Source organism: Pseudomonas sp. Irchel 3A18, from assembly GCF_900187465.1.
GTDB classification, from domain to species: Bacteria; Pseudomonadota; Gammaproteobacteria; order Pseudomonadales; family Pseudomonadaceae; genus Aquipseudomonas; species Aquipseudomonas cichorii.
This window is the reverse complement of record NZ_FYDI01000026.1, coordinates 1-13,104: the sequence shown is the minus strand read 5'-3', so window position 1 is coordinate 13,104 and position 13,104 is coordinate 1. Positions and strand designations below refer to the sequence as shown.

The 13,104-nt window shown below is 58.8% G+C and carries 13 protein-coding genes; 8 read left to right on the top strand and 5 right to left on the bottom strand.

Going from position 1 to position 13,104, the window contains the following annotated elements; genetic code table 11:
* Positions 1-14: 14 nt before the first annotated feature.
* Together CKW23_RS25835 and CKW23_RS25830 are read right to left on the bottom strand one after the other, a co-directional pair.
* Entirely contained in the window at positions 15-2,402 is a 2,388-nt protein-coding gene (locus tag CKW23_RS25835) for a penicillin acylase family protein (RefSeq protein WP_025262371.1), read from the bottom strand.
* 169 nt (positions 2,403-2,571) lie between these two features.
* Positions 2,572-3,141, bottom strand: coding sequence for a DUF6436 domain-containing protein (locus CKW23_RS25830; RefSeq protein ID WP_095068671.1), 570 nt, complete (start codon positions 3,139-3,141; stop codon positions 2,572-2,574).
* Between the two features lie 103 nt (positions 3,142-3,244).
* Between CKW23_RS25830 and CKW23_RS25825 the strand changes: the two genes are divergently transcribed.
* Entirely contained in the window at positions 3,245-4,186 is a 942-nt protein-coding gene (locus tag CKW23_RS25825) for an alpha/beta hydrolase (protein WP_095068670.1), read from the top strand.
* A 23-nt stretch (positions 4,187-4,209) separates the two neighbouring features.
* Here the strand turns inward: CKW23_RS25825 and CKW23_RS25820 are convergent, their stop codons facing one another.
* Positions 4,210-4,968, bottom strand: a complete 759-nt coding sequence (locus tag CKW23_RS25820; protein WP_025262368.1) for a DUF2059 domain-containing protein — start codon at positions 4,966-4,968, stop codon at positions 4,210-4,212.
* 142 nt (positions 4,969-5,110) lie between these two features.
* On the opposite strand from CKW23_RS25820, the gene CKW23_RS25815 reads away from it, so the two are divergent.
* The gene (locus CKW23_RS25815) at positions 5,111-5,746 is read left to right on the top strand and encodes a 2OG-Fe(II) oxygenase (protein ID WP_025262367.1); all 636 of its coding nucleotides are present in this window, start codon (positions 5,111-5,113) and stop codon (positions 5,744-5,746) included.
* Positions 5,747-5,878: 132 nt separating this feature from the next.
* On the top strand, positions 5,879-6,316 hold the full coding sequence (locus CKW23_RS25810) for a DUF4399 domain-containing protein (RefSeq protein ID WP_025262366.1): 438 nt from the start codon (positions 5,879-5,881) through the stop codon (positions 6,314-6,316).
* Positions 6,317-6,378: 62 nt separating this feature from the next.
* On the opposite strand, the gene serA is transcribed toward CKW23_RS25810, so the two are convergent.
* On the bottom strand, positions 6,379-7,608 hold the full coding sequence (gene serA, locus CKW23_RS25805) for a phosphoglycerate dehydrogenase (protein ID WP_025262365.1): 1,230 nt from the start codon (positions 7,606-7,608) through the stop codon (positions 6,379-6,381).
* Positions 7,609-7,769: 161 nt separating this feature from the next.
* Between serA and CKW23_RS25800 the strand changes: the two genes are divergently transcribed.
* The 4 genes from CKW23_RS25800 to CKW23_RS25785 all read left to right on the top strand — a co-directional run bounded on the left by CKW23_RS25800 (position 7,770) and on the right by CKW23_RS25785 (position 12,005).
* Positions 7,770-9,164 carry an FAD-binding oxidoreductase gene (locus CKW23_RS25800; RefSeq protein WP_095068669.1) on the top strand — a complete coding sequence of 465 codons (1,395 nt, stop codon included), beginning with the start codon at positions 7,770-7,772 and terminating at the stop codon, positions 9,162-9,164.
* A gap of 54 nt (positions 9,165-9,218) precedes the next feature.
* Positions 9,219-9,884, top strand: coding sequence for a fumarylacetoacetate hydrolase family protein (locus tag CKW23_RS25795; RefSeq protein WP_025262363.1), 666 nt, complete (start codon positions 9,219-9,221; stop codon positions 9,882-9,884).
* Between the two features lie 222 nt (positions 9,885-10,106).
* On the top strand, positions 10,107-11,024 hold the full coding sequence (locus CKW23_RS25790) for an SdiA-regulated domain-containing protein (protein WP_025262362.1): 918 nt from the start codon (positions 10,107-10,109) through the stop codon (positions 11,022-11,024).
* Between the two features lie 87 nt (positions 11,025-11,111).
* Positions 11,112-12,005, top strand: coding sequence for an SdiA-regulated domain-containing protein (locus tag CKW23_RS25785; protein WP_025262361.1), 894 nt, complete (start codon positions 11,112-11,114; stop codon positions 12,003-12,005).
* Between the two features lie 54 nt (positions 12,006-12,059).
* Here the strand turns inward: CKW23_RS25785 and rpiA are convergent, their stop codons facing one another.
* Positions 12,060-12,731, bottom strand: coding sequence for a ribose-5-phosphate isomerase RpiA (rpiA, locus tag CKW23_RS25780; protein ID WP_025262360.1), 672 nt, complete (start codon positions 12,729-12,731; stop codon positions 12,060-12,062).
* Positions 12,732-12,875: 144 nt separating this feature from the next.
* Between rpiA and CKW23_RS25775 the strand changes: the two genes are divergently transcribed.
* The coding region (locus tag CKW23_RS25775; protein ID WP_143499018.1) for a pyridoxal-phosphate dependent enzyme at positions 12,876-13,104 on the top strand (229 nt) is incomplete at its 3' end.

Sequence of the window (13,104 nt, the reverse complement as noted above, 5' to 3'; positions counted from 1 at the left end):
GGGTAACAGGGCGGTTATTTCCCTGGCACCAGCTTCAGCAATCCTTCCGTATGCTCGTCCACATCCTTCTCGCTGAAGCGTTGCGGCACATACTCGCCATTGATGAACGCCTTGGCCTGATCCGAATAATGCCGGTCGAACGGCACGCCGCTTTGCCCGACCGGGTTGATGCCCAGGCTGTGTGCCGGGTTGGCGAAGTCGATCAGGCGACGGGTCGATGGGCCATAGCTGACCGGCCACGGCGCCGTGCGCAGGCGTGAGGACAGGTTGTTGGGCACCTCATGACTGCCCGGTGCGGCGAAAGGGCCGACATTGAAGATGTGGTTCAACGGCTTCTGCGAACCCAGCGGGTGGCCATGAGTCAGGGTGTGCACCTTGCCCCACGTCCAGCCATCCGGGTTGTTGCCGTACATGGATTTCAGATGGGAAACACTGGCACGCCAGGCGACCTTGACGGTGTTGGCGCGGCTTTCGGTATGGGGCGAGTTGCGGTTGTTCCACCAGGGTGAATCCGCATCGGCCGCCAGACGGGGCAGGGCAGCGTCCAGTACGCGGGAGGTGGTCAGGGTTTCAAAGAAACCGTCACCCAGTTCGTCATGGAAGGTTTCTTCCGTCAGGTCGAACAGGAACTGACTGAACAGAGTCGCGCCTACCGAATCCAGCGGATAGTCACCTTTCCACTGCGCCAGACGCTCCACCAGCGCTAGTTCATCCGGGTCGGTGATCACGCTGCGCAATACCGGAATCAGCGGCGTCAGGATGCTTTGGGCGTAGTCGGTGCGGGTGCCCAGTTGCAGCGTCTTGCTGTTCTCCAGATCCCACTTGATTGCCGGGTCGCTTAGTTGCCTGTTCAGGTACTGTCCGCGGTCTGCCGGGTTGTAGTAGCCCGGAATCTGCATGCCGGTCGGGGACAGCGGCTGGAAGTTGGCCGAGATGATATAGCCGCGAGCCGGGTTTTCTTCCTGCGGGTTGGCGCTGAACGGATAGAAACCCAGCTTGTCTGCCTGCGCCGTGCTGCCATCCAGAATGTAAGCGGGGTTGACCCCCTCAGGCCGGATCGGCAATTGCGCGGCAGCCCACCAGCCGATATCGCCCTGATGGTTGGCCCAGACGATATTCAGGCCCGGCGACTGGATCTTCTCGGCGGCATTGCGCATCTTTTCCAGGGTGTTGGCGCGGTTGGCTTCGTAGAAACCATCGAGCACTGGGTTTTCCGACACCAGGAACGACCACCACATGGCAATCGGAGCCTTGCCCCCGTTCTTGCCCACCACATCGTTGACGATCGGACCGTGTGGCGACTGGCGTAGTGTCAGGGTCACATCAGGCTGGCCCTTGACCTTGATCTGTTGTTCGGTACTGGTCATGTCCACCCATTTGCCCTGATACCAGACCTGGTTCGGGTTCTCGGGGTTGGTCTTCTCGGCGATCAGGTCCACATCGTCGTTCTGGAACATGGTCAGGCTCCAGCCGAAATCCATGTTGTGGCCCAGGAAAGCAAACGGGTTGAGGGCCTGATAATGGCCGTACAGCTCGAAGCCCGGCGCTGAGAGCTGTGCTTCGTACCATACGGATGGCACGGAAAAGCTGATGTGCGGGTCGCCTGCCAGCAAAGGCTTGCCACTTTGAGTACGGCTGCCGGACACGGCCCATGCATTACTGCCTTCAAACTGCGGCAGACCTGCTGCCGCAACGGCTTCGTGGCTCAGTTGCGCCAGGGTATTGAGGTCTTTCCAGTCTGCGCTGGCCAGGGCGGGTTTCTGGTCGAGCATGCCTTGAGGGTGCCAGTCCAGATCGAACACTTTCAGGTACTGCGGGCCAAGCTGGTCGCGCACATAGGTCAGCAACGGTTCGGTGCGAAAGGCTGCGGCAAAGCTGTAGGCCAGATAGCCGCCAATGCTCAGGGTGTCCTCAGCCGTGAAAGGGCGCTTGGGTATACCCAGCGCATCGAACTCCATCGGCTTTGCGTGGGTGTCCTGATACTGATTGATGCCATCCAGGTAGGCTTGCAGCGCCTTCCAGGTCGGGGTGTCCGGGTTCTGGCGAGCGACATAGGCATCGGCGTGTTCGCGGATGCGCAGGCTGCGGAACAGTTTGTCGGTCCCGATCAGGTTAGGCCCGAGGATTTCGGCCAGTTCACCGCGTGCCAGACGGCGCAGCATTTCCATCTGGAACAGGCGGTCCTGGGCATGTACGTAACCGAGTGCGCGGTACAGGTCCGCTTCGTTTTCTGCCCGGATATGAGGCACGCCACGCTCGTCGTAGCGCACGCTGACCGGTGCCTTCAGGTGCGTCATGGCGATCTCGCCGTCTCGCACCGGCTGTTTGCTATGGATATACCAGCCAGCGCCTGCGGCAAGCAGGGCGATGAGTATGGCGAGAATGGCAAGGATGCGTTTCATTGAACTTCCTATGAAAGGCTCGGGCAGGGGGGATGCAAGGCTACAGGAGTGCGGTCTGTTCGCGAATGAATTCGCTCCTACAGAGCCATTTGAGGGAGCGAATTCATTCGCGAACAAGCCGCAACAGGGCAAAACGGTCTCTACAGGAACGGATGAGCGCCCTGAATATTTATTGCCAGGCGCAGTAACAACCCACCGCCATGGTATTTGTGGTGTTCACGCTGCGCCCGTCGAGCAGAGCATGCAGGACCGGTTCGATAAAACTGTTGCCGGCGTTGCAGGTCAGGCCTTCGCTGTAAGGCCCGAAGTACGCAAGCTTGCCGTCGCGATCCCAGATGGCGACGGCCGGGCTGGCGGTGATTTTGTCGGCACCCGCAAGCGTGCTCAGTGTTTTGAGCGTATCGGCTGTTTGTGACGACGGTTCGGGCGTACCGGGTTTCGGCACGACATAGAAGTCCACGCCTTTGTCGCCACCGAAGTGCTCGATCAACTCAGACAGATGCTGCTGGTTGCCGACATTGCACGGGCAGGACGGGTCCATGAAATGCACCAGACGAATACGTCCCTTGCCAGCCAGTTCGGGGGGAAGGCTCAGGTTATCGCCCGCGAACAGGGCAGTCTGATCACTGAAAGGGCGCAGGTAGCGATGTTGAAACCAGTCATGTGCCATCCACAATCCCGCCGCACATGTCAGGACGAACAGGCAGGCAAACAGGTTGCGACGGTGTGGGGATTTCATGACAGACGTTTCTATTTAAGGTGGCGTAGCTTGCCACGCCCGAACAGACAGATGAATATCGCTACACTGTCTTTTCAAGGTCCTGTCGGAATCTGGAAGCCTTATGTCTGCAACGTTTGACCCTGATCAATTACGCGCCACGCTGTCACCGCTGCGCGAGATCGAATCGCTCTCTCTGGATGGACAGATCTATCAGCGTTTCTATGGCCTGGGCGGGCTTGGTGGCGAGCATGTCATCCGCAGCTGGCTCGGGCGCCTGGATGTGGGGGGCTACGAGATTGTCGGGCAGGTCTGGCTGCCGGAGCATCCTGTGGGAACCCTGTTTCTGTTCCACGGGTTCTATGACCACATGGGCCTGTATCGCTACGTGATCGAGTGGGCGCTGGCCCAAGGGTTTGCAGTGATTTCCTGCGACCTGCCCGGGCATGGGCTGTCCAGCGGCAGCCGGGCGAGCATCAATGACTTTTCCGAGTATCAGGCCGTGCTGCAACGTCTGTTGCTGGAAGCCGAGGCCCTGAACCTGCCGCATCCCTGGCATCTGTGCGGGCAAAGCACCGGTGGCGCAATCGTGATCGATCATCTGCTTCATCAGGGCAACGACAGCCCGGTGCAGGGCAAGGCCATTCTCTTGTCACCACTGGTTCGGCCACGAGCCTGGGGCTGGTCCAAACTCAGTTATTACATGCTTAAGCCGTTTGTGGACGGCATTGCCCGGCGGTTTTCCGAAAACACCAACGCCCCGGCTTTCCTGCCGTTTCTGCTGGCCGATCCCTTGCAGCCGCGCCGCTTGCCGACCGCCTGGGTAGGCGCTTTATCGCGCTGGATCGTGCAGATTGAACGTGCGCCGCGCAGTACCCGCAGCCCGCTGATCATTCAGGGCGATGCGGACATGACCGTTGACTGGGACCACAACCTGACCGTACTCAGGAGCAAGTTCAGCGAGCCGCAAATCCTCATGCTTGGCAAGGCGCGGCATCACTTGGCCAACGAGGTGCCGGAGTTCCGGACGCAGTATTTCGAGTTTCTGAAAGGGCACATGAACTGATCCGCCTCGAGTGAGGCGTTTTGTTACAGGCCCTGGGACAGGCTGGAGGTGCTTTGGCCGACGGCAAGTCCGGCACGGATCGCGGCAAGTGCTGCCTGATAGTAAGCCTTGCCTTCCGGTGACTCGGCGAAGCTTGAGAACTCTTCCAGCTCAGGGTCTGACAGGTCGCGGTAGACGTACAGCAGCGTGTTGTTCAGGTCCGCGCTGATCTGCGCCATCAGGCGTTCGCGCTGTCCTTCGAGCATGCCTTGAGCCTGACCGCCGCCCAGAAGGCCGGGAATCATCTGGCTCAGGCTGTCGGCTGCAACACCGGCAATGGCGAGGCTGACTTCTGCTCCGGCCTGCTTGGCGGGCAGTGCCTGCGCCAGATGGCCGATCAGCAACTGGCGGGTGGCGTCGGCTTCCATCTGCGGCAGTCCCTGGGCGTGCTTGGCCAACTGGTCGGAGCGGGTTGCCGTCAGTTCTGCCTTGACGATCTTGCGGCCCAGCGGGGACTGGAAGAATTTCAGCGCAGGCGCCGGATCCTTGAGGCTTTCACGCAGGCGCTTTTCTGCGCGCTGGTCCATGGCCTGCGGTGCAAAACGCTGGTTGCTGTTATTGACCAATGCCTGAAAGACCGCTGGCGGCAGGTTGTCGCGGTAGCGTTGCTGGGCAGCCTTGAGTGCATCGTTGAAATGCGCACGCTGCTCTGTCCAGCCGGCGGCCTTGTATAACTGATCGTAACCGTCTGCCCAGACAGGCAAGGCGCAGAACATCAACAGCAAAACAAACAAACGACGCATTCGGGACTCCTGTCGGCAGGTCGCTATTCTCGGGGTGTTGACGGGGATTTGTCGAGTTATGACTGCCCTTGCTGCATGAAAACACCCGCACATGACCGTGCTGTATACACACCTCTGTCGAATTCGGGGGCTTATGGATACTATGCACGCCATGCGCATATCTCCCGATCACCCCCTCCTGCTTCGAATCGTCGACGACCTGGCCGCCAATGGTTGGTCGCAGCAGAATATATTCCTGCCCGAAGGTCTGACCCGCGAACTGGCACAAGAGTGCCATCGACGTGCCGCCGAGGGTGAACTCGAGCCTGCCGGTGTGGGGCGCGGGCTTGCGCAGGAAGTACGCGAAGGTATTCGCGGCGATCATATCCAGTGGCTTGAAGCCGGGCAGGCCGAGTGCAGCGACCGTTATCTGGTGTTGATGGACAGCTTGCGCCTGGCCCTCAATCGCGGCCTGTTCCTGGGGCTGGAAGATTATGAAAGCCACTTCGCCCTTTACCCGCCAGGGGCGTTTTACCTCAAGCATGTGGACCGCTTTCGCGATGACGACAAACGCATGGTGTCGGCGGTGCTTTATCTGAATCAGGCCTGGCTGCCCGAGCATGGCGGGCAGTTGCGCATGTACCTGAAAGGGGACGTGACCTACGACGTCCAGCCTACAGGCGGTTGTCTGGTGGTGTTCCTGTCCGGCGATATACCCCATGAAGTGCTGCCTGCCACCCGCGACCGGCTTTCCCTGACCGGCTGGTTCCGGCGTCGGGGCAACGAACCGTTCCTGTGAGCCTGCCCGCTTCATGAAATCTGTGTCATGAACCCCGTTCTCCGGGGTAGAGGTCTATCGTAAAGGACTGTGCTGAACCGAAGGCCATGGGTTCAGGTCCGATAGGTAGTCTCACAAACGTGCGGAGCGATCATGACATCCCTATTTTCCAGAACTGCCCTCGCTGGTCTGTTGCTGGCAACGTCGACCCTGATTCATGCGGCCGATATCCCGCGTACCGCTTCGCCCGAGGGCGCAGAGGCGTACATCATCTCGCCCAAGGACGGAGAAACCGTGACGTCGCCGTTCAAGGTGCAGTTTGGTCTCAAGGGAATGGGTGTTGCACCGGCAGGGGTCGATATCCCTGAAACCGGCCATCATCATTTGCTGATCGATGTGAAGGATGAGCCCGCAGCGAATGTTCCGCTACCGACCACTGACAATATTCGCCATTTCGGCAAGGGGCAGACCGAAACCGTGCTGAGCCTGCCACCGGGCAGCCACACCCTCCAGTTGCTGGTGGGCGACAAATCGCATATCCCGCTGAACCCGACGGTCGAGTCGAAGAAGATCACGATCAATGTGAAGTAGGAGCGGATTTATCCGCGAAATGGCTTCGCGAATGAATTCGCCCCTACCGGGTCAGGCTGCTATCAGAACAGAACGCGGCTACGGATGGTGCCTTTGACCTGTTGCAGCTTCTCTTGCGCCAGGTCCGAGTAATCGGCGTCTACGTCGATTACCACGTAGCCGACTTTCTCGTTGGTCTGCAGGAACTGGCCGGAAATGTTGATGCCGTTTTCCGCGAACACCTTGTTGATTTCGCTCAGCACGCCCGGAATGTTTTCGTGGATGTGCAACAGGCGGTGCTTGCCAGGGTGAGCAGGCAAGGCCACTTCCGGGAAGTTGACCGAGGAAACCGACGTACCGTTGTCGCTGTACTTGACCAGCTTTTCCGCAACTTCCAGACCGATGTTGGCCTGGGCTTCGGCAGTGGAACCACCGATGTGCGGGGTCAGGATCACGTTGTCCAGGCCGCGCAGCGGGCTTTCGAAGATGTCGTCGTTGGAGCGAGGCTCCACCGGGAACACGTCGATGGCCGCGCCGATCAGGTGCTTGTCCTTGATCGCGTCTGCCAGGGCATCCAGCTCGACCACAGTACCGCGAGCGGCGTTGATCAGGATGCTGCCCTTTTTCATGGCACGGATTTCTTTCTCGCCGATCATCCACTGGGTTTCAGCGGTTTCCGGAACGTGCAGGGTCACGATGTCGGACATGCCCAGCAGCTCGGTCAGGCTGGCAACCTGAGTGGCGTTGCCCAGCGGCAGCTTGGTCAGGGTGTCGTAGAAGTAGACCTGCATGCCCAGGCCTTCAGCCAGAACCGACAGCTGAGTACCGATCGAGCCGTAGCCGATGATGCCCAGTTTCTTGCCGCGGATCTCGAAGGAGTTGGCCGCGCTCTTGATCCAGCCGCCACGGTGGCAGGAAGCGTTCTTCTCCGGGATGCCGCGCAGCAGCAGGATGGCCTCGGCCAGAACCAGCTCGGCGACGGAGCGGGTGTTGGAGTACGGGGCGTTGAACACTGCAATGCCGCGCTCACGTGCTGCGTCCAGGTCGACCTGGTTGGTGCCGATGCAGAAGCAGCCGACCGCAACCAGTTTCTTGGCGCAATCGAACAGCTCTTCAGTCAGTTGGGTGCGTGAGCGGATACCGATGAAATGGGCGTCGGCAATCTTTTCCTTCAGCTCGGCTTCCGGCAGAGACTTGGTGTGGTACTCGATGCTGGTGTAGCCGGCGGCCTTCAGGACGTCAACGGCGGATTGGTGGACGCCTTCGAGAAGAAGGAACTTGATCTTGCTCTTGTCGAGGGAAGTCTTGCTCATCTGCGTAAACCTGTGTCCCGGAGAAAAATGGCAGGAGGGGGCCGGATCGGCCATGGGCACGATTCGCGGGGGGCGTATGCTAGCATAAGCACCCCGCGAAACCCCATTCCCGAACGTGAACCGTTCTCAGGATGCCCATGAATTGTTCGAGAGTTGCGTCCATGACCAATCCCGCTTTGATTGATGAGCTCAAGACCCTGGTCGAACCAGGCAAGGTACTGACCGACGCCGGTTCGCTTGAGGCTTACGGCAAGGACTGGACCAAGCAATTCACCCCCGCCCCCACGGCTGTCGTGTTTCCCAAGACCATCGAGCAGGTCCAGGCCATCGTGCGCTGGGCCAACGAGCGTCTGGTGGCGCTGGTGCCTTCGGGCGGGCGGACAGGGCTTTCTGCCGCCGCTGTGGCTGCCAATGGCGAAGTGGTGGTTTCGTTCGACTACATGAACCGGATTCTGGAACTCAACCTCACCGAGCGCACAGCCGTCTGTCAGCCCGGTGTGATTACCCGGCAGTTGCAGGCCGCGGCGCAAGAGAGCGGCCTCTATTATCCAGTGGACTTCGCTTCCTCGGGTTCAAGCCAGATTGGCGGCAATATCGGCACCAATGCCGGCGGAATCAAGGTCATTCGCTATGGAATGACCCGCAACTGGGTCGCGGGCCTCAAGGTCGTCACCGGTAAAGGCGACCTGCTGGAACTGAACAAGGACCTGATCAAGAACGCCACCGGCTACGACATGCGCCAGCTGTTCATCGGCGCTGAAGGCACGCTGGGCTTTGTAGTCGAGGCCACCATGCGCCTTGATCGTGCGCCCCGCAACCTTACCGCCATGGTGCTGGGCACCACCGACTTCAATTCGATCATGCCTGTGCTGCACGCTTTTCACGGCAAGCTGGACCTGACGGCATTCGAGTTCTTCTCCGACAAGTCGTTTGCCCGGGTCATGGCCCGTGGCGACGTGCCTTCGCCATTCGACACGCCGTGCCCGTTTTATGTACTGCTGGAATTCGAGGCGACCACCGAAGAGGTGGCCAATGATGCCCTGGCGCTCTTCGAGCATTGTGTCGAGCAGGGTTGGGTGCTCGATGGCGTGATGAGCCAGAGCGAGCAGCAGTTGCAGAACCTGTGGAAGCTGCGCGAATACATTTCCGAAACCATCTCCCACTTCACGCCCTACAAGAACGATATTTCGGTCACGGTTTCAAAGGTTCCGGCCTTTCTGGGCGAGATCGATGCCATCGTTGCCGAGCACTATCCTGACTTCGAAGTGCTCTGGTACGGCCATATCGGCGATGGCAACCTGCACCTGAACATCCTCAAGCCCGAGAATCTGGACAAGGAAGCGTTCTTCCGGACCTGCGCCAAGGTCAACAAATGGGTGTTCGAGACGGTGGAGAAATACAACGGCTCGATTTCTGCCGAGCACGGTGTGGGGATGACCAAACGCGACTATCTGACGTACAGTCGCTCACCTGCCGAAATCGAATACATGAAAGCGCTGAAAGTGGTCTTCGACCCTAACGGCATCATGAACCCGGGCAAGATATTTGCTGTTTGATCAGCCGACATACCTTATTCAACGAAGCCAGAATTATCAGACCCAGGAGACGTCATGAGCTACCAGCACAAATATGTCGATGGAACGAACATCCACTTCCCGCTGGGCAAGGTGGTCTGTATCGGTCGTAACTATGCAGAGCACGCCAAGGAACTGGGCAACCCGGTCCCGACCGAGCCGTTGCTGTTCATGAAACCCGGCAGTTCCGTGGTCGCTCTGGAAGGCGGCTTCAGCATTCCGGCAGACCGTGGTTCTGTGCATTACGAAGCCGAAATCGTCGTACTGATCGGCAAGCCGCTGAGCAAGAACCCCTCCCGTGAAGAAGTGCTCGACGCCATCAGCGGCTTCGCTCCGGGCCTGGACCTGACCTTGCGTGACGTGCAGTCGCGTCTGCGCGAGAAAGGTCTGCCATGGGAGCTGGCCAAGTGCTTCGACGGCGCTGCGGTCATCGCACCTTTCGTGCCCGCTGAAACCTATCCGGACCTGACCGATATCGGCATTCGCCTGACCATCAACGGCAAGGTCGTGCAGGACGGCAACAGCAGCCTGATGCTTAACCCGATCGTGCCGATGATCCAGCACATGGCCGCCAACTTCTCGTTGCAGGCCGGTGACATCATCATGACTGGCACCCCGGCAGGCGTCGGGCCGTTCGAGGCCGGTGACGAAATCGTGCTTGAGTTGACCGGCCAGAACCGCTTTGAGAGCGTCGTTCGTTAAACGCCCGGTTGCTGCTTTTGAAAAGCGCCTGAGATGACCTCTCGGGCGTTTTTTTTGGCTCTGTCTTGTGGCCCTGTCGCCAGCAAGCTACCCCCCACAGACACTGAACCGACTTGGCAGCATCAATTGGCGTTTTTTTCACACTTGATCTGGATAATCCGGCTGCCTCTCATCCGAGGGCTTTAGGTTATGGTTGCGTTATATCAGCTCAGGAATTCATGAATGGCCAGGCTTCCCGCGTCTCAAAATAGCCGTTTCCGTCTGTTGGGCATGCGTTGGTATGCATGGTTGCTACTGGTTCTGGTCATGGGATATGCCCTGGCGTTTGTGATGCACTGGGATGATCGTGCATTGCTATGGGTCAAAGAAGGCTTCCAGAGCAAGGCGTCCCGCAGCGCCAGCATCTGGCTCCCGGACTACAAGGTAGAGATCGATGCCAAGCCATTGCCTGGCATGGAGAAGGACGAAGCCTCCGATCTGTCTTACAACCCGGTGACCAAGACATTGTTCTCGGTCATGGGCAAGCATCCGTTCCTGGTAGAGCTGACCCTCAAGGGCGATGTAGTGCGCAAGATCCCTCTGGTGGGCTGGAGCAACCCCGAGGGTATTGCCGTCCTGAATGACGGCCTGATCGGAATTACCGACGAACGCCAGCATGTACTGAGCATCGTCAAGGTGACCGCCGAGACCACGACGCTGAACATGGCCGATTTCCCGAAATACGACCTGGGTCCTTCAAAGAACCAGAACAAGGGTTTTGAAGGCGTGGCCTGGGACCCGGTCCGTCAGCAGATATTGCTGGGTGAAGAGCGTCCACCTGCCTTGTTTACATGGAAGAGTGATGGCAGTGACGTCTTGAAGGGCGAGAAGCAAAAAGTCACCAGTATCTCGCTGGACGTGCGCAACCTTTCTTCATTGAGTATCGACCCTCGCACCGGGCATACGCTGGTGCTTTCTGCCGACTCACACCTGTTGCTGGAAATTGACGAAAACGGACAGCAAGTCAGCTTCATGACCCTGCTGGGTGGCATGAACGGCTTGAAAGACACTATTCCGAGGGCAGAAGGTGTGGCGCTGGACGAGGAGGGGACGTTGTATATGGTCAGCGAGCCGAACCTGTTTTATTCGTTTCGCAAATAGTGAAGCGTGAAATGGCATTGCGCTATTAAGCATGAATTCAGATTCCCGTGATATTCATGCTGCCCGATTAATATTTGAGTTGCCTTGATGCGTCTCCCTATCCGATCTGCCCTGTTGTTTTCGTTGATGATTGCGCTGGCTGCATTGCTGTTTTTTGCGGATCGGGAGTATCGCTTCGTGAAGCGCGCTTCGTTTGCCTGGCAGATGCTCTGGCAATCGGATTCGCAACAGACTGTCGGCCTTGATCGCTATAAGGTCGAGATCGAAGGGCAGGTGATCGAAGGGCTTGAGGATGATGTCTCGGCCCTGAGTTACGACCCGGATCGCAAAAGCCTGTTCACGGTGACCAACCAGAAGAACGAAATGGTCGAGCTGAGCCTCGATGGTCGTATCCTGCGACGTATTCCCTTGAACGGTTTCGGCGATTCGGAAGCCATCGAGTACATCAGCCCTGGCGTTTACGTGATCAGCGACGAGCGTCAGCAGCGTTTGCTCAAGGTTCATGTCGACGACAACACCCAGACCCTCGATGCCGCCGATGCCGTGCAACTGACATTGAGCATCGACGTGGGGCGCAACAAGGGCTTTGAAGGCCTGGCCTACGATATCAAGGGCCAGCGGCTGTTTATCGCCAAGGAAAGCGAGCCGGTGCAGATCGTCGAAATACGCGGTTTCCCCCAGAGCAGTAACAGCCTTGGCGTCATTTTCGACAGAAAACGCGATGCAGGCCTGTTTGTGCGCGACATGTCCAGCCTGTACTTCGATGCCCCGACGGGCCACTTGCTGCTCATGTCCGATGAGTCGAAAAAGATTCTGGAACTCAATGACGAAGGTCGCCCGATTGCCAGCGCTTCCTTGAAAAAGGGCAAGCTGGGTTTGAGCAAGGATGTGCCGCAGGCCGAGGGTTTTACCCTGGATGAAGAGGGGACGCTCTACGTGGTGAGCGAGCCGAACCTGTTCTACAAGTTTCGCAAGCCATAAGACTGGTTCAGGCCAGAGTCCCGCGACGGGAGCTCTGGCCACACTGACCGCGGCTTAGCGGGTCAGGGTTTTCACGCCTTCGGTGGTACCCAGCAACAGCAGGTCTGCACCGCGAGCCGCGAACAGGCCGTTGGTGACCACGCCCACGATGGCGTTGATCTGCGTTTCCAGCTCCACCGGGTTGGTGATGCTCATGTTGTGTACGTCGAGAATGATATTGCCGTTGTCGGTCAATACGCCTTCACGATAGACCGGGTCGCCGCCCAGCTTGACCAGTTGGCGTGCAACATGGCTGCGCGCCATCGGGATGACTTCGACCGGCAGCGGGAATGCGCCCAGCACCGGCACCAGCTTGCTGCCATCGGCGATGCAGATGAAGGTCTTGGCCACGGCGGCCACGATCTTCTCGCGAGTCAGCGCAGCGCCGCCGCCCTTGATCAGGTTCAGGTGCTCGTCGCTTTCATCGGCGCCGTCGATGTAGAACTCCAGATCGCTGACCGTATTGAGTTCATAGACCGGAATACCATGGCTCTTGAGGCGGGCTGCCGTGGCTTCGGAGCTGGCTACCGCGCCATCGAAGGAGGCCTTGTGCCTGGCCAGCGCATCGATGAAGCAGTTGGCCGTGGAGCCGGTGCCCACACCGATGATGCTCTTGTCGTCGATCTTGGGAAGAATGAAATCGACAGCGGCTTGAGCCACGGCCTGTTTGAGTTGATCCTGAGTCATGCGGGCTCCACGGTGCCAAAGGTGCAAAAAGGGGCCGCATTATAGCGATGACTGCGCCGCAAAGCCCCGTCATTCGTATGGTCGTTCATCGGAGTGCAGAGTAGACTTCTCGGCCTTGCTCCCTTCGCCAGTGATATCGCCCCGATGCTCGAACAGTACGTCAAGAAAATCCTCACTTCCCGCGTCTATGACGTCGCTGTCGAAACCCCGCTGCAGGGCGCCCGCCAGCTTTCCGAGCGTCTGGCAAACCAGATATTGCTCAAGCGCGAAGACCTGCAACCGGTGTTCTCCTTCAAGATTCGCGGGGCCTACAACAAGCTGGCGCAACTGAGCCCTGAAGAACTGGCGCGTGGCGTGGTGACGGCTTCGGCAG